Raw genomic sequence first — 15160 nt, forward strand, 5'->3', positions numbered from 1 at the left:
ATCATGTTGCCGCCCCGATCAATCAGATACATTCGCCGCGTCTGATTCGAATCCCCCTCAGAAACAGCTCTCGGAGATCCCCATGAAGCTCGCATCCACCCTTCGCGCCGCGCTGGTCGCCATCGCGGCCCTGGCCGGACTCTCGACCGCGGCACAGGCCGACAGCGGTTTCGTGACGCTGACGATCTACAAGGCGGGCTGGATCATCGGCGGCTCGGGCGGGAGCGGCGTGCTCAACTTCCGCGGCCGCACCTATGGGCTCTCCACCGGCGGCCTCGACTACGGCCTCGTGTTCGGGGGATCCAAGACCGTGCTGCGCGGCCGCGTCAGCAACATCAACCGTCCCTCCGACGTCGCCGGGGTCTACGGCGCCGCCGGCGCGGGCCTTGCCGTGGGCGCCGGCGCCCGCGCCATCGTGCTGACCAACCAGAAGGGCGCCGTGCTGGAACTGACGGGGCAACAGGTCGGCCTGATGGCGAACGCGGACCTCAGCGGGCTCGCGATCACGATGCGGTAGGGGACGGCTACGAGCGCGCCGTTGCGGTGAACACCGCAAGCTGCGCCTCGAACGCCCGCCGGAACGCCGGCCGTGCCTCGCCGCGCGCGACGTAAGCGGCGATGGCAGGATATTCATCGAGCAAGCCCGATGTGTTCAACCGCCGCAGCACCGTCACCATCATGAGATCGCCGGCGCTGAACGCGCCGTCGAGCCAGTCGGCACCACTGATGCGAGCGGACAATTCGCCGAGCCTGACGCGGACGCGATCCTGCAACATCGGCAGCCGCTCCGCGGACCAGCTCTTGTCGCGTTCGAACAGCATGGCCATGGTGAGCTCGACGATCGGCGGCTCGACCGTGCTCAGCGCGGCGAACATCCACGCGATCGCGCGGGCGCGCGCATTGGCGTCGTGAGGCAGCAAGCCCTCGTGGCGCTCGGCGATGTGCAGAACGATCGCGCCCGACTCGAACAGCGCGAGATCGCCATCCTCATAGGTCGGAATCTGCCCGAACGGATGCAGCGCCAGATGCGCCGGCTGCTTCATCGCGGCGAAGGAAAGGAGGCGGACGTCGTAGGGCTGACCGACCTCCTCGAACGCCCAGCGCACCCGCATGTCGCGCGCCTGGCCCTTGCCGCGGTCGGGGGAGTTTTCGAAGGCGGTGATGGTGGGAGGCATTGGAGGCTCCGGGGTGATCGTTTCCAGGACGAACGACGGATGCTGTCTCCGACAGACTGTGTGCGAAATATCGGTGGTGGCGTGCCCCGGATGCAGTGCAGCGCGCCGCCACTTGCGGCGCGATGCGCTGCAGAGCCGGGGCCCATGACGAACGCGTGCCGGAGCTTCTGGATCCCGGGTCTGCGCTACGCTTGCCCCGGACACGAGAGCAGACGCAATCCGGCAGTCGCCGTTCAGGGTGCGCGACCAATCCACGCCCCCAGTTCGCGCCACGGCTCGATCGTCCAATGCCCGGAAGCCGCGCCGGACGGCGAGGGGAGCACGAATATCTCCGGCAAGCTCTCGTCGCGCACCTGCCGCCCCAGCGCGATCGCAGCTGACGGCCTGCCGTAAAACAAGCTCGCCGCCTTCTTGCTCGTGAACGCAATCGTCCGCGGCCGATACGCCTCCATCTTGGCCCAGAACCCCGGTACGTCGATCGTCTCCGCCGCGATCTGGTGATCCATCCCCGCGCCCGTCTTGGACAGATCAGTGAAGCCGAGCCCGAGGTCGAGCAGCGCGGCGTATTCGCTCGGCTGATAGCGCCGCGGCGTGATGCCAGCCTCATGGATCGCGCGCCAGAAGCGGTTACCGGGATGGGCGTAATAGTGCCCGAGCTCGGCCGAGCGCGTCGAGGCGGCGGTGCCGACGAAGACGAGGCGGAGGTCGGGGCGGAGTTGGTCGGGGAGGCGATGGGGGGGCAAATAGAATAGCTCTGGTCTTGTAGCCCGCATGAGCGTCAGCGAAAAAGACCGGGCGCTTACCCGGTCTTTTGCCATTGACGGATGCTATTTGCAGAGTAGGTCACAACACCCGATTACTCTCCTTCACCTTCTCCGCATCCAGATACAAGCTCTCGCCCATCTCCTTGAACTTCGCGCTCATCTTGGCCATGCCGTCTTCGGCGGTGCCGGCCAGCGACATGCCCACCGAGTTCGGATCGTTCAGCGTCGCCGCGTAGTCGCGCACGTCCTGCGTGATCTTCATCGAGCAGAATTTTGGACCGCACATCGAGCAGAAATGGGCGACCTTGTGGGCTTCCTTCGGCAGGGTCTCGTCGTGGAAGTTCTTCGCGGTATCCGGATCGAGGCCGAGGTTGAACTGGTCGCTCCAGCGGAAGTCGAAACGGGCGCGGGAGAGAGCGTCGTCGCGCAGTTGCGCGGCGGGGTGGCCCTTGGCCAGGTCAGAGGCGTGGGCGGCGATCTTGTAGGTGATGACGCCGGTCTTGACGTCGTTGCGATCGGGCAGGCCGAGATGCTCCTTCGGCGTGACGTAGCACAGCATGGCGCAGCCGAACCAGCCGATCATGGCGGCGCCGATGCCCGAGGTGATGTGGTCGTAGCCCGGCGCGATGTCGGTGGTCAGGGGCCCGAGGGTGTAGAACGGGGCTTCGCCGCACTCCTTGAGCTGCTTGTCCATGTTGATCTTGATCTTGTGCATCGGCACGTGGCCGGGGCCCTCGATCATGACCTGGCAGCCCTTGTCCCACGCGATCTTCGTCAGTTCGCCGAGGGTTTCGAGCTCGGCAAACTGCGCGCGGTCGTTGGCGTCGGCGATCGAGCCCGGACGCAGGCCGTCGCCGAGCGAGAACGAGACGTCATACTTGCGCATGAGGTCGCAGATCTCATCGAAATGCGTGTAGAGGAAGCTCTCCTTGTGATGCGCCAGGCACCACTTCGCCATGATCGAGCCGCCGCGGCTGACGATGCCGGTGACGCGGCTGGCGGTGAGATGGATGTAGGACAGCCGCACGCCGGCGTGGATGGTGAAATAGTCGACGCCCTGCTCGCACTGCTCGATCAGGGTGTCCTTGTAGAGCTCCCAGGTCAGCTTGACGGGATCGCCGTTGCACTTCTCCAGCGCCTGGTAGATCGGCACCGTGCCGATCGGCACCGGCGAGTTGCGCAAAATCCATTCGCGGGTGGTGTGGATGTTGCGGCCCGTCGAGAGGTCCATCACGGTGTCGGCGCCCCAGCGGATCGCCCACACCATCTTCTCGACCTCTTCCTCGACCGAGGAGGTCACCGCCGAGTTGCCGATATTGGCGTTGATCTTGGTCAGGAAGTTGCGGCCGATGATCATCGGCTCGAGTTCACTGTGGTTGATGTTGCAGGGGATGATGGCGCGGCCGCGCGCGATCTCGTCGCGCACGAATTCCGGGGTGATGAAGGCGGGCACCGATGCGCCGAAGCTTTCGCCGTCGGCGAGCGCGGCTTCCGCGCGCTCGAGCTGCTGCTTGCGGCCGAGGTTTTCGCGGGCGGCGACGTAGATCATCTCCTTAGTGATGATGCCGGCGCGAGCAAATTCGAGCTGCGTGATCTTGTGGCCGTCGAGGCCGCGCAGCGGCTTGTGATAGGCCGAGAAGGCGCGCGCGGCCTTGTCGGTGGAGACGCTGCCGTTGTCTTCCGGCTTGATCTGGCGGCCCTCATATTCCTCGACGCCACCGCGCTCCAGAACCCATTGCTTGCGGCTGCGGGCAAGGCCGGCGTTGACGTCGATCGTGACGGAGGGGTCGGTGTAGGGGCCCGAGGTGTCGTACACCGGCAGGTTCGGCTCGCCCGCGCCTTCGGACAGGATGATCTCGCGCAGGGGCACGCGCAGCTCGGGCGCGGCGTCCGGGGAGGCGAAGATCTTTCGCGAGGAGGGGAGCGGGCCGGTGGTGACGGCGGGGACGGTTTTTTCGGGGTTGGAGCGGATGTTCATGGGATCCTCCGGTGAATATGATTATCGCGTCGTTGCGTGCTGTTCGTCATCCCGAGGTGCGAGCACTTGCGAGCCTCGAAGGATGGAGCCGGGCCGTCGCCCTTCGAGGGCCGCTTGCGCGGCCACCTCCAGCGACAACGGCTTCGCCGTTGCGCGGGGGTGACGGGGAAAAGTGTGAGCGAGGCGCATCACGCCCCCTCGTTCGACAGGCCGAGCCATTGCCGCACGCGGGCGTCCGGGTCGGGATTCTGCGTGACGTCGCTGACCACCGCAATCGAATCCGCCCCCGCGGCAAAGATCTCCGCGGCGTGCTCGAATTTGATGCCGCCGATGGCGACCAGCGGGATCGATCCGATGCGCTTCTTCCATTCGGTGATCTTAGGGATGCCCTGCGGCTCGAAGCGCATCGATTTGAGCGTGGTGAAGAAGATCGGGCCGAGTGCGACGTAATCGGGCTTGGCTTGGAGCGCGGTTTCAAGCTCGGCATCGTCATGGGTGGAGATGCCGAGTGACAGGCCCGCTTCGCGGATCGCCTTGAGGTCGGCCTCTGCGAGATCTTCCTGGCCGAGATGCAGATATTTTGCGTCGGCGACGATCGCAGCGCGCCAATAATCGTTCACGACCAGCTTGGCTTGCGTGCCTTTCGTGATCGCCAGCGCGTCGGTGACCATCTGCAAGGCCTGCCCGTCGTCGAGCTCCTTGGCGCGCAGCTGAATGGTGCCGACGCCGAGTCTTGTGAGGCGCTCGACCCACGCAAGGCTGTCGACGACGGGATAAAATCGATCAGGATACGGCATGCCAGAACGGGGTCCCAACGACAGGGGTGGAAGGGGAGGCGAAGTCGCGGACGTTCATCAGCCCGGCCTCGTAAGCGGTGCGGCCGGCCTCGATACCGAGGCGGAAGGCCTTGGCCATCGCGACGGGATCGGCGGCCTTTGCGATCGCGGTGTTGAGCAGCACGGCATCATAGCCGAGCTCCAGCGCCTGCGCGGCGTGGCTGGGCGCGCCCAGGCCGGCGTCGACCACCAGGGTGATATCGGGCAGCCGGTCGCGCATCAGCTTCAGCGCATCGCGATTGGTGATGCCCTTGGCGCTGCCGATCGGCGCGGCCCATGGCATCACCACCTTGCAGCCGGCATCGACCAGGCGGTTGGCCACCGAGAGATCCTCGGTGCAATAGGGGAATACCTCAAAACCGTCCTTGATCAGGATGGTGGCGGCTTCGACCAGGCCAACGACGTCGGGCTGCAGCGTGTCGTTGTCGGCGATGACCTCGAGCTTGATCCAGCTCGTGCCGAACAATTCGCGGGCGAGTTTTGCGGTGGTCACCGCCTCGCGCACGGTGCGGCAGCCGGCGGTGTTCGGCAGCACGGTGACGTCGAGCTCGCGGATCAGGTTCCAGAACGCGTCGCCAGTCTTGCCGCCGGCGGATTCACGCCGTAGCGACACCGTGACGATGTTCGAGCCGGAGGCGCGGATCGCGCTCTGCATGATCGCCGGCGAGGGATACAGCGCGCTGCCGATGAGCAGGCGCGAGGCGAAGGTTTTGCCGTAGAAGGTCACCATGTCGAAGGTGTCTCCTCAAATGACGGTGTCAGCGCAAACGTAGCTGTCCTCCCCGCGAAAGCGGGGCATACCGCGTGATTTCTCGCGGGGCACGTGGGGAGAGACCGACTGCCACAACCGCTCCCTGGGGTTATGGGTCCCCGCGTTCGCGGGGACGACAAGTGGAGGGAGCGTGCCATCCCGCTCACCCTCCCTGCCGTGGCGTGATGATCTCGATCTCGTCGCCGGCCTTCAGGCGCGTCTCGGCCCAGCGGCTTTTCGGCACGACGTCGTAGTTCAGCGCGATCGCGAAATGGGTGCCTTCGTAGTCGAGCTCGGCGAGCAGCGCGTCGACGCTGGCCGCGTTCACGTCGCGCTGCTCACCGTTGACGATCAGACGCATTGCATCACCTCGTTGTCGATCTGGCCGCGCTCGACATAGGCGAGCGTCAGCTCGGCGAGCGCGGGGGCGATCAGGAAGCCGTGGCGATAGAGGCCGTTGACGGTGATCCTGCGGCCGCGAATGCCGATGCGCGGCAGATTGTCGGGAAAAGCGGGACGAAGCCCCGAGCCGAACTCGACGATGCGGGCTTCGCCGAACGCCGGATGCACCGCATAGGCGGCGCCGAGCAGCTCCAGCGCGGAGCGGACGCTGACGCCGGTGTCCTCGGCCTCGATCGAGGTCGCGCCCAGCATGAACAGATTGTTCTCGCGGGGGATGACGTAGAGCGGCCAGCGCGGATGCATCAGCCGCACCGGGCGGGCCAGCTGCACCTCGGCGGTCTCGATCAGGATCATCTCGCCCTTGACGCCGCGAAGCTCTGGCTGCTCGTCGCGGGCGCCGAGGCCGCGGCAGTCGATCACGATGCCGTCAGGGTCTTTTGCGAGATCGTCGACGGTGACGTCGCTTTCGAACTTGATGGTGCCGCCGGCGGCGCGGATGCGTTCGTGCAGCTGCGGCAGCACGCGGCGCGGCTCGACATGGCCCTCGGCCGGGAAGAACAGCGCGTCGCGGAAGCGGCCCTCCAGCGACGGTTCGAGCGCGGCGAGGCCGGCGGCGTCGAGCCGGCGGTGGTCCTCGGTCATGCGGGCAAAGCGCTCGAAATCGTTGCGCTCGCGCGGATGGGCGACGACGAGCGAGCCGTTGAACGGCGTGTCGGGCAGCTCGCGCCGCCAGACGTCGAGCGAGCGCAGGCCGAGCCGGCTGATGATGGGTTCGGCGACCTCCGCCTCGCAATAGGGCGCGAGCATGCCGCCGGCCCAATGGCTGGTGGCGTCCGTCATCGCCTCGTCACCGCGCTCGTGCAAGGTCACGGCATGGCCGGCCTGTGCGAACAGCAGGGCCTGCCAAGCGCCCGCAATGCCTGCGCCGATGATGGATACCGGTGAATCCGGTCGCTTGGTCGTTTGCAACATCCCTGTCCCTTCGCCGGCATGACCCGGATCAGGTTCAAAGGGTCACCGCGGTCCTGGCAAGCCGGTTGATCGGCATTGCCCGTTTAGCGGTATCTCAGCTCCTCCTCGGAGCACCCCTCGGAACGGGTCTAATGTAGGACAGTGGGGCGGGGTGGTCAACGCGTTAGGTGGGAACCTCACCGCTCGTGCCCCGGACGCAGCGCATCACGCAGTGGTGCGCTGCTGAGCGGGGGCCCATGCTTATGTGGGATGCTGGGTCCCGGCTCTGCGCAGCAGCATTGCACGCTGCGGCGCGTCCGGGACACGGAGAGTTACCGCGAGGCCTGAGCCCGCGCGTTGCGCACGCGCTGGGCCAGCTTGCGGTGCGGCACATTGCCGAACATCGGCTGCGGATTGCCGTTCGGCTCCAGCCAAGGTTGACCCATACCCCCCCTGGCCCATGGTCTCGCCCATGTTGGCCACCTGTACGGCCTCCTGACGCTGGCGCTTGGCGGCGTAGTAATAGCCGCCGGCGAAATAGCGCACGGCGCGGGCGTGGTCGCCATTGGCGGCGCGATAGGCGCCGGCGAGGTATTTCACGGCATAGGTGAGGTTGGTGTTGGGATCGCGCAGGCCCGCGGCATCGCCGGTGTAGCCGACGCCGCGCGCGGTCGCGAGCTTGATCTGCATCAGCCCGATGGTGCCGCCCCGGCCGACGAGGTGGGGCTGATAGCGGCTCTCGCGCATGATCACGCGGTGCACCAGCGCTTCCGGCACGCCGTTGGCGCGGGCATGGGCCGCGACCATCTCGGCATATTCGGCTTCACCGGCGAAGGCCGCCTGCGGCAATGTCAGTCCGGCCGTGAGCAGCGCGGCAATGCGTAAAATCTTCATAAGATATCCCTGAGGCCCTCTAGGTGACCTGCGCCAAGCTGCCGATAGGCCTCCCGAACGCGGCGATGATGTGACCAAACGCCGCCGCTGACGATTTTGCGGCGCCGAGCCGCTGTTACGACTCAATGCCGGGCTAAGGGTTCCTTCAGGGCGGACGACCCCCGCTCGCGGCAGCAAGGCTGTCTAGTCGCACAAGCGCGCGAAAGCGAGTAGGAAGCGGCTAGCAAATCGGGAGAGGTGCCATGACAAAAGCAGTCCTCAGCGACACCCCCAGGCAAAACCCCTGTGCCCAGTGCGGCACGCCGATCCCGCGGCCCGACTGGATCGAGCCGGGCGAGGGGCGCGTCTCCTATCTCTGGACCTGCCACGCCTGCAACTATCGCTTCGAGGCGGTGGCGATCTTCGAGGAGGCGGCCGTCGAGCACCCGCCGCTCGCGGCGTAACGGGCGATCCTAAGCCGCAGCCAGGCGCGGCTGCTGCCACAGCGGCAATTGCATCCGCACGATCAGTCCGTGCGGTTCGCGGTCGTGCAGCGACAGCTCGCCGCCATGGGCGAGCGCGATGGCGCGCGCGATCGACAGGCCGAGCCCGAAGCCGGTGGACTCGTCCATGGTGCGCGCATCGTCGCCGCGCACGAACGGCTCCAGCATCTCCTGCTTGCGCGCGTCCGAAATGCCGGGGCCGTCGTCCTCGACGTCGATCACGAGCCTGCTGCCGGAGACGTCGAGGCGGATCGTCACCTCGGCGCCGAAGCGCACCGCGTTCTCGACGAGGTTGGTGACGCCGCGATGCAGATCGTCGGGCCGCGCGGCGGCGGTCGCGGAGGCCGGGCCGTCGTAATGCACGACATGGCCCATGTCGCCGAACTGGTCGGCGACGAGCTGCAGCGTGCTGGCGATATCGACCAGCGTCACGGCCTCGACCTTGCGGTCGTTGCGCAGCAGCGACAGCACGCTCTCCAGCATCGCGCGCATCTGGTCGAGGTCGATCAGCATGCGCTTGCGGTTGGTCTCGTCCTCGATGAACTCGGCGCGCAGGCGCAGCCGCGTGATCGGCGTGCGCAGATCGTGGCTGATCGCGGCCAGCATCCGGGTGCGGTCCGACATCAGGCGGGCGATCCGCTCGTGCATGCGGTTGAGCGCGCGCGCCACCGAGCGGATCTCTTCCGGGCCGCGCTCCGGCAGCGGCTCGGCCCCGCCGTCCAGGCTGAAATTCTCGGCGGCCTTGGCGAAGGACGACAGGGGAGCTGCCAGCGCGCGCGCCGCCCACAGGCCGAGCACGGTGACGCAGATGAAGGCGCTCATCAGCGCCATCAGCCAGGGCGCGCCCCAGAACCATGGCCGCGGCCCGCCGTCGACATGCCCTGATATCAGGGTGCCGTCGGGCAACTCGATGCCGATGCGGGATTGGTTGTCGATCGAGGCCAGCTGGACCGGCTTGTAGCCGCGCCCGAGATGACGGCGCATTGCGCGCAGGTGCTGGTTGTCGCTCTCCTCGACGCTTGCGGTGCCCGGGGCGAGCACTTCGATGCCGAGCTTGGGGAAGGCGCGCGCGAGATCGGCGACGAGGCGGGGCCGTTCGCCGGGCTCGGCAGAGCCGAGCAGCAGCGCGGCATCGGTCAGTTGGTGCGCGCCGTCCGGCGGCGTGTCGGGGCGATCCGGCCGGCTGATCAGGAAGGCGGTGGTAACGACGAGATGCAGCGCGAGGGTCGACGCCAGCACCAGCGCGGCGATCTGCCCGCCGATCCCCTTGAGGTGGAAGAACCCGAACGGCTTCATCGTCGGCGTCCCCTTAATTGCTCAGGGGCGCCGCAACCGCTTCAATGCCTGCTGCCTGGGTGCTTGCCGCGGGAAGGCTTGCCGCTTGAGGATTTGCGACCTGGGTTCGCGGCGTGAACAGATAGCCGCCGGAGCGCACCGTCTTGATGAGGGTGGGATCGGCCGGGTTGGGCTCGATCTTGCGGCGGATGCGGCTGACCAGCACGTCGATGGAGCGCTCGAACGAGCCGGTGTTGCGCCCTTGCGTGAGGTCGAGCAGGCTGTCGCGCGACAGCACGCGGCCGGGCCGTTCGCAGAAGGTGCGCAGCAGATCGAATTCGGCGCTGGTCACCGCGACGCGCGCGCCCTCCGGATTGCGCAGTTCGCGCAGCCGCAGATCGATGTGCCAGCCCTCGAAGGTGAGCGTGGAGGCGCCTTCGATCGAGCTCGCCGCCTGCGCCGCGGCCTGGCGGCGCAGCACCGCGTTGATGCGGGCGAGCAGCTCGCGCGGGTTGAAGGGTTTTGGCAGATAATCGTCCGCGCCCATCTCGAGGCCGACGATGCGGTCGACGTCCTCGCCGCGCGCGGTCAGCATGATGATCGGCGTCTGCCCCTCGGCACGCACCTTGCGGCACAGGCTGAGACCGTCCTCGCCGGGCAGCATGACGTCGAGAATGATCAGGTCGATGCGGTGATCGGCCATGGCGCGCGACATCTCGCGGCCGTCGCTCACGGCGGTGACGTTGCAGGCGTTGTTGCGCAGGTACTTCGCAATCAACGTCCGGGTTTCGCGGTCGTCCTCGACGACCAGGATGTTGGGATTGGGAATGGCCATGCGCTTTGTTTGTCCAAGATTCGGGCCAAATGGCGAAGATTTTTGTTTCGGATTGTTTCTGTCCCGCGTCCCGCAACAGGCGGCAATCGTGTGATCGCGGAGCAGCAAGGTCTCGTTAAGGCCGTTAACCATACCGTGGCGTGGACAGCAGTGAAACCCCGCAAAACCCACGGAGTCATCATGACCTCGATTTCGGCGGCCTCCGCCGGCAACATCCAGTCGCCGCTGCAGCGGCTGCAGCAGGAATTGCAATCGGAAGTGTCCGCCGGCACGGTCTCGTCGGCGGATCAGTCCGCGCTCTCGACGGCGCTGACCGACATCGACACGGCACTCCAGCAGAGCCGGTCGAGCGATGGGTCGAGCGGCACGCGCCCCTCCAAGGCGGACATGCAGTCGAAGATCGACGATCTCATCTCGAACGAGGTGTCGAACGGGACGCTGACCTCGGACCAGGCCGAAGCGCTCAAGGGCGTGTTTCAGTCCGCCTTCGCGAGCGGTCCCGGCGGGGCGGGCGGCCCCGGTGGCGCAGGCGGGCCGCCGCCCGGTCCGCCGCCGGACGACAGCTCCTCGGATTCCTCGTCGTCCACGGACACGACCAGCAGCAGCTCCAGCGACCAGACCATTGCCGAGATCCTGCAGCAGTTCCTCCAGGCGCTGCAGCAATCGCAATCGTCGACATCGTCCTACGGCGCCAACGGCGGCTCATCCGGCAGCTCCGGCTTCTCTGCGCTTCTGATCGACTACAAGAGCTGACCCCGAGCGACGCGGCTCCTCGCCGCGATCGTGCTTCACCCAGGGCGCACGATCGTCGGCGGGGAACCGTGCGTCGCAAAATGTTACTGAGTGACGCAGGAACACCCTTGCGAAGTTCTTGCACTCGCATCGCGCGACGAAATTGCCGCGCGCACGGAACTGCGCGTGATCAGCGCTGTTTTCTCCACACGAGTTTTTCGTTGAAGGAGAGGACAACATGATGAAGACGATCGTCGCCGGCCTTGCCGGCACTGCACTGCTCACGACCGTTGCGTTCGCGCAGTCGCCGACCGCCACCACCGACAAGGCGGCGCCTGCGGCAACCACCGCCACGACGACCACCACCACCGCATCGGGACAGTGGCGTACGTCCAAGATGGACGGGTTGAAGGTCTACAACGAAGCCAACGAGAACATCGGCACGATCAACGACCTGCTGATGGACAAGAGCGGTGACATCAAGATTGCCGTGATCGGCGTCGGCGGCTTCCTCGGCATGGGCGAGCATCTGGTTGCCGTGCCCTACGAGAAGCTGAAGTTCGTCAACGAGGCCGTCGCCTACACCGGCACCGGCACCGGCACCGGCGCGAAGCCCGCCGCGACCACGACCACGGGCGCTGCGACCGGCACCGCCGACACCAAGCCCGCCGCGACCACGACGTCGTCCACCTCGAAATGGTATCCGGATCACGCCGTGTTCAATGCCAGCAAGGACGAGCTGAAGAACATGCCGGAGTTCAAGTATTCGGAGTAATGGGCTTCTAGCCATCTGAACGAAGCGCGCCCGGTTTTCACCGGGCGCGCTGTCGTGTCGTTTCTCTTACCTCGTCCCGCTTGCGGGGAGAGGACGAAGGAAGGAGTCCTTTCAACCACCACGCTTGAGCCGTTCGTTGCGACGGCGCAAGGCTTCCATGGTGGCGAGGAGGATGACCGAGACTGTCGTCAGGATCACCGCTGCGGCCGTGATGGTCGGGCTGATGTTCTCGCGGATGCCGCTGAACATCTCGCGCGGCAGGGTGCGCTGCTCGGGACCTGCCATGAACAGCACGATCACCACCTCGTCGAAGCTGGTCGCAAAGGCGAACAGCGCGCCCGATGCGAGGCCCGGCAGGATCAGCGGCAGGATCACGCGGCGGAACGCTTGAAGCGGCGAGGCGCCGAGCGAGGCGGCGGCGCGCGCCAGATTGGTGTCGAAGCTCTGCAGCGTCGCGCCGACCGTGATCACCACGAACGGCGTTGCCAGCGCGGTGTGGGCCAGGATCAGGCCGAGATAGCTGCCGGTGAGGCCAATCGGCGCGAAGAAGAAATACAGGCCGACCGCGGTGATGACGCCGGGCACGACGACCGGCGACAGCACGAAAGCCAGCACCAGCGGTTTGAACCGGCTCTTCCACTGCGCCAGCCCCAGCGCTGCCAGCGTGCCGAGCACCATGGACAGTGCCGTCGAGGCGACGCCGATGATCACGCTGTTCTTCAGCGAATTCATCCAGCGCGGCGAATTGATGAAGTCGTCGTACCAGCGCAAGGACAGGCCGGGCAGCGGATAGGTGAGGTACGAGCTCGAACTGAAAGACAGCGGCATGATCGCAAGGATCGGCGCGATCAGGAAAATGAACACCAGCGTGGAGACCACGAGGGTCGTTGTCCACGCGATGCGCTGGCTCGGCGTGCGCAGGGAGGCATTGTCGCTCAATTCTTCATGCCTCCCGTGACCTGCTGGCCCTGCACCAGCTTGCCATAGACCAGCGCCAAGAGAATGGTGGCCAGCAGCAGCACCGCACCGAGCGCGGAAGCAAGGCCCCAATTGGCGGTCTCGGTGGTGTAGAGGGCGATGAAGTAGCTGATCATCTGATCGGCGGCGCCGCCGACGAGGGCCGGCGTAATGTAATAGCCGAGCGCCAGGATGAAGACGAGCAGGCTTCCCGCACTGACGCCGGGCAGGGTCTGCGGAAGGTAGATGCGCAGGAAGGCGGTGAGCGGCGGTGCGCCGAGCGAGGCGGCGGCCCGCAAGTAAGCCGGCGAGATCGCCTTCATGCTGCTGTACAGCGGCAGGATCATGAACGGCAGCAGCACGTGGGTCATGGCCACGCAGACGCCGAAGCGATTGTAGATCAGGCGCAACGGTTCGTCGATGATGCCGAGCCAGTGCAGGCTGTCGTTGACGACGCCCTTGCTTTGCAGCAGCACGATCCAGGCGCAGGTGCGGACCAGCAGCGAGGTCCAGAACGGCAGCAGGACGAAGATCATCAGGAGGTTCGACCTGCCCGGCGGCAGCGTCGCCAGGAGGTAGGCGACGGGGAAGCCCAGGATGAGGCAGAGCGCGGTGACGCTGAGACTGATGACGAAGGTGCGCGCGAACAGGCTGCGGTAGATGGCCTGGTCCGGCGGGGCCGCGACGATCGCGCCGTCCACGTTTCGCGTCAGGTCGAGCGCGGCCAGAAGGTAGAAGCCCGTGATGGGGCCGCCGGCGTCCTTGATCGTCGTCCACGTCGCGCGTTCGCGCCAGGCCGGATTGATCTTGCCTAGAGTCTCCTTGGCCGTGCCGGGTTCGGGCGCGGTCTTGAGATTGCGTGAGGTGCTGGTCAGGATCGTGCGGAAACCGTTCAGCGCGTAGTTCAGCCGCTTGGCCGCGATGGCGATGGTGCCGGAGGCGCGCGCCGCCTGGACGTCGCTCGCCAACGCCGCGTAGGCCTTCTCGTCCGGCAACTCCTTGCCGTCCCACTCGGCGAGAGCAGCTATGGTTTGAGGCAGAACCTGGCGCACCTCGCGGTCATCGACCGCGCGCCACAGCATGCCGGCGATGGGCCCGGCGAAGGTGAAGAGCAGGAAGACGAGAAGCGGCGCAACCAGCGCCAATGCCTTGACCTGACGTGCCCGCTCTGCACGCCTCAATCGGCGCTTGAGCGGAACTTCGGTCGACGCATCGGCACTGGTCGCGGACGCTGTCATGGGTGGCTATTTCGCCGCCCATTTGTTGAAGCGCTCGGTCAGGCGGTCGATGTTCTCGAGCCAGAACGCAACGTTGATCTCGACCGCGTTCTTGATGTTGTCGGGTGCGGTCGGCAGGTCCTTCAGGACGGCGGGCGCGAGCTTGCCGGCCGCGTCCTTGTTCGAGGTGCCGTAGGCGATCTGCTCCGACAGTTTCGCCTGGTTCTCCGCCTTGCCGGCGAAGTCCAGGAACTTGTAGGCCGCGTCCTTGTTCGGGCTGCCCTTCAGGATGACCCAGCTGTCGAGGGTGAAGAGCGCGCCGTCCCACACCATGCCGAAGTTCTTCTTCTCGTTCTTGTTCGCGGTGTCGATGCGGCCGTTGTAGACCGAGGTCATCACCACCTCGCCGGAGGCGAGCAGTTGCGGCGGCTGGGCGCCGGCCTTCCACCAGACGATGTCGCCCTTGATGGTGTCGAGCTTCATGAACGCGCGATCGACACCATCGTCGGTCGCCAGCACCTGGTAGACGTCCTTCGGCGGGACGCCGTCTGCCATCAGCGCGATCTCCAGTGTCGTCTTCGGCCCCTGGCGCAAAGCGCGCTTGCCCGGGATCTTCTTTGTGTCGAAGAAGTCGGCCCAGCCCTTCGGGGCTTCCTTCAGCTTGTCCTTGTCGTAGCCGAGCACGAAGTCATAGAGGATGGCGCCGACGCCGCACGGATTGACCGACGGCGGAATGTAGGCCGCCTCACCGCCGATCTTGGTGTAGTCCATCTTCTCGAACAGGCCTTCCTCGCAGCCGACCGCCAGTTCGTCGCTCTCGACCTGGACGACGTCCCAGGTGGCGGCGCCGCCCTGCACCTTGGCGCGCAACACGCCGACGCCGCCGTCCCAGGACTCGTCGTTCATGGCAATCCCGGCCGCCTTCTTGAACGGCTCGAAATAGACCTTCTTCTGGGCATCCTGATAGGCGCCGCCCCACGACACGACGGTGAGGTCACGCGCCTCTGCGACCGTCATCAGCGCAGCGCTGGCAACGAACGCCGCGGCGAAACCCAGAGCAATCGTCTTGCGCTTCATCATGGTCCTGGTTCCTTCTTCATGCGAGTTGCGTTGAGGTTGAGTATGTCAGGTCCGCT

16 protein-coding genes, 1 pseudogene and 1 riboswitch are annotated in these 15160 nt (G+C 66.2%); of the genes and pseudogenes, 4 read left to right on the forward strand and 13 right to left on the reverse strand.

Annotation, left to right across the window (positions count from 1 at the left end; translation table 11 throughout):
* Positions 1–82 precede the first annotated feature (82 nt).
* Complete coding sequence (locus RPS27_RS20195) at positions 83–517, forward strand: hypothetical protein (protein WP_212067724.1); 435 nt, start codon at positions 83–85, stop codon at positions 515–517.
* 7 nt (positions 518–524) lie between these two features.
* Here RPS27_RS20195 and RPS27_RS20200 read toward each other — a convergent pair whose 3' ends face one another.
* From RPS27_RS20200 to RPS27_RS20235, 8 genes and pseudogenes are all read right to left on the reverse strand, one after another.
* Positions 525–1175, reverse strand: a complete 651-nt coding sequence (locus RPS27_RS20200) for a glutathione S-transferase family protein (RefSeq protein WP_212067723.1) — start codon at positions 1173–1175, stop codon at positions 525–527.
* Positions 1176–1408: 233 nt separating this feature from the next.
* Positions 1409–1948 carry a mismatch-specific DNA-glycosylase gene (locus tag RPS27_RS20205; protein WP_212067722.1) on the reverse strand — a complete coding sequence of 180 codons (540 nt, stop codon included), beginning with the start codon at positions 1946–1948 and terminating at the stop codon, positions 1409–1411.
* Between the two features lie 70 nt (positions 1949–2018).
* Positions 2019–3917: a phosphomethylpyrimidine synthase ThiC gene (gene thiC / locus RPS27_RS20210; protein WP_212067721.1), complete on the reverse strand. Its 1899-nt coding sequence runs from the start codon at positions 3915–3917 to the stop codon at positions 2019–2021.
* Between the two features lie 188 nt (positions 3918–4105).
* A complete protein-coding gene (locus RPS27_RS20215; protein WP_212067720.1) occupies positions 4106–4714 on the reverse strand; it encodes a thiamine phosphate synthase in 609 nt (202 codons plus the stop codon).
* Positions 4701–5483, reverse strand: a complete 783-nt coding sequence (locus RPS27_RS20220; protein ID WP_212067719.1) for a thiazole synthase — start codon at positions 5481–5483, stop codon at positions 4701–4703. Before RPS27_RS20220 ends, RPS27_RS20215 begins: the two co-directional genes overlap by 14 nt.
* Before the next feature lie 184 nt (positions 5484–5667).
* Positions 5668–5865 carry a sulfur carrier protein ThiS gene (thiS, locus tag RPS27_RS20225; RefSeq protein ID WP_212067718.1) on the reverse strand — a complete coding sequence of 66 codons (198 nt, stop codon included), beginning with the start codon at positions 5863–5865 and terminating at the stop codon, positions 5668–5670.
* Positions 5856–6878, reverse strand: coding sequence for an FAD-dependent oxidoreductase (locus RPS27_RS20230; RefSeq protein WP_212067717.1), 1023 nt, complete (start codon positions 6876–6878; stop codon positions 5856–5858). Before RPS27_RS20230 ends, thiS begins: the two co-directional genes overlap by 10 nt.
* A riboswitch (TPP riboswitch) is annotated at positions 6866–7006 on the reverse strand. Its footprint overlaps the gene before it by 13 nt.
* A 183-nt stretch (positions 7007–7189) precedes the next feature.
* A pseudogene (locus RPS27_RS20235) lies at positions 7190–7751 on the reverse strand (transglycosylase SLT domain-containing protein).
* A gap of 242 nt (positions 7752–7993) precedes the next feature.
* Here RPS27_RS20235 and RPS27_RS20240 point away from each other — a divergent pair.
* Complete coding sequence (locus RPS27_RS20240; protein ID WP_194403980.1) at positions 7994–8194, forward strand: hypothetical protein; 201 nt, start codon at positions 7994–7996, stop codon at positions 8192–8194.
* Positions 8195–8203: 9 nt separating this feature from the next.
* Here RPS27_RS20240 and RPS27_RS20245 read toward each other — a convergent pair whose 3' ends face one another.
* Together RPS27_RS20245 and RPS27_RS20250 are read right to left on the reverse strand one after the other, a co-directional pair.
* The gene (locus tag RPS27_RS20245) at positions 8204–9529 is read right to left on the reverse strand and encodes an ATP-binding protein (RefSeq protein WP_212067715.1); all 1326 of its coding nucleotides are present in this window, start codon (positions 9527–9529) and stop codon (positions 8204–8206) included.
* 13 nt (positions 9530–9542) lie between these two features.
* A complete protein-coding gene (locus RPS27_RS20250; RefSeq protein WP_211416257.1) occupies positions 9543–10343 on the reverse strand; it encodes a response regulator in 801 nt (266 codons plus the stop codon).
* 180 nt (positions 10344–10523) lie between these two features.
* Between RPS27_RS20250 and RPS27_RS20255 the strand changes: the two genes are divergently transcribed.
* Positions 10524–11096 (forward strand): hypothetical protein, encoded by a 573-nt coding sequence (locus RPS27_RS20255; RefSeq protein WP_212067714.1) that lies wholly within the window; start codon positions 10524–10526, stop codon positions 11094–11096.
* A gap of 217 nt (positions 11097–11313) precedes the next feature.
* On the forward strand, positions 11314–11850 hold the full coding sequence (locus tag RPS27_RS20260) for a PRC-barrel domain-containing protein (protein ID WP_212067713.1): 537 nt from the start codon (positions 11314–11316) through the stop codon (positions 11848–11850).
* A gap of 111 nt (positions 11851–11961) precedes the next feature.
* Here the strand turns inward: RPS27_RS20260 and RPS27_RS20265 are convergent, their stop codons facing one another.
* The 3 genes from RPS27_RS20265 to RPS27_RS20275 are packed head-to-tail and all read right to left on the reverse strand — an operon-like array spanning position 11962 to position 15104.
* Positions 11962–12789, reverse strand: a complete 828-nt coding sequence (locus RPS27_RS20265) for an ABC transporter permease (protein ID WP_212067712.1) — start codon at positions 12787–12789, stop codon at positions 11962–11964.
* On the reverse strand, positions 12786–14045 hold the full coding sequence (locus RPS27_RS20270) for an ABC transporter permease (RefSeq protein WP_211416259.1): 1260 nt from the start codon (positions 14043–14045) through the stop codon (positions 12786–12788). The genes RPS27_RS20265 and RPS27_RS20270 overlap by 4 nt, the downstream gene beginning before the upstream one ends.
* 6 nt (positions 14046–14051) lie before the next feature.
* The gene (locus RPS27_RS20275) at positions 14052–15104 is read right to left on the reverse strand and encodes an ABC transporter substrate-binding protein (protein ID WP_211416260.1); all 1053 of its coding nucleotides are present in this window, start codon (positions 15102–15104) and stop codon (positions 14052–14054) included.
* Positions 15105–15160 lie beyond the last annotated feature (56 nt).

It is taken from the genome of Bradyrhizobium sp. WYCCWR 12699, assembly GCF_032144035.1.
Lineage (GTDB): Bacteria > Pseudomonadota > Alphaproteobacteria > Rhizobiales > Xanthobacteraceae > Bradyrhizobium.

Excerpts from the sequence above, each read along its gene's own strand:
- RPS27_RS20270 (WP_211416259.1), bottom strand. The coding sequence starts at position 14,045 with ATGACAGCGTCCGCGACCAGTGCCGATGCGTCGACCGAAGTTCCGCTC.
- RPS27_RS20240 (WP_194403980.1), top strand. The coding sequence starts at position 7,994 with ATGACAAAAGCAGTCCTCAGCGACACCCCCAGGCAAAACCCCTGTGCC.
- RPS27_RS20220 (WP_212067719.1), bottom strand. The coding sequence starts at position 5,483 with ATGGTGACCTTCTACGGCAAAACCTTCGCCTCGCGCCTGCTCATCGGC.
- RPS27_RS20250 (WP_211416257.1), bottom strand. The coding sequence starts at position 10,343 with ATGGCCATTCCCAATCCCAACATCCTGGTCGTCGAGGACGACCGCGAA.
- RPS27_RS20230 (WP_212067717.1), bottom strand. The coding sequence starts at position 6,878 with ATGTTGCAAACGACCAAGCGACCGGATTCACCGGTATCCATCATCGGC.
- thiS (WP_212067718.1), bottom strand. The coding sequence starts at position 5,865 with ATGCGTCTGATCGTCAACGGTGAGCAGCGCGACGTGAACGCGGCCAGC.
- RPS27_RS20195 (WP_212067724.1), top strand. The coding sequence starts at position 83 with ATGAAGCTCGCATCCACCCTTCGCGCCGCGCTGGTCGCCATCGCGGCC.
- RPS27_RS20255 (WP_212067714.1), top strand. The coding sequence starts at position 10,524 with ATGACCTCGATTTCGGCGGCCTCCGCCGGCAACATCCAGTCGCCGCTG.
- RPS27_RS20260 (WP_212067713.1), top strand. The coding sequence starts at position 11,314 with ATGATGAAGACGATCGTCGCCGGCCTTGCCGGCACTGCACTGCTCACG.
- thiC (WP_212067721.1), bottom strand. The coding sequence starts at position 3,917 with ATGAACATCCGCTCCAACCCCGAAAAAACCGTCCCCGCCGTCACCACC.
- RPS27_RS20215 (WP_212067720.1), bottom strand. The coding sequence starts at position 4,714 with ATGCCGTATCCTGATCGATTTTATCCCGTCGTCGACAGCCTTGCGTGG.
- RPS27_RS20275 (WP_211416260.1), bottom strand. The coding sequence starts at position 15,104 with ATGATGAAGCGCAAGACGATTGCTCTGGGTTTCGCCGCGGCGTTCGTT.
- RPS27_RS20200 (WP_212067723.1), bottom strand. The coding sequence starts at position 1,175 with ATGCCTCCCACCATCACCGCCTTCGAAAACTCCCCCGACCGCGGCAAG.
- RPS27_RS20245 (WP_212067715.1), bottom strand. The coding sequence starts at position 9,529 with ATGAAGCCGTTCGGGTTCTTCCACCTCAAGGGGATCGGCGGGCAGATC.
- RPS27_RS20205 (WP_212067722.1), bottom strand. The coding sequence starts at position 1,948 with ATGCGGGCTACAAGACCAGAGCTATTCTATTTGCCCCCCCATCGCCTC.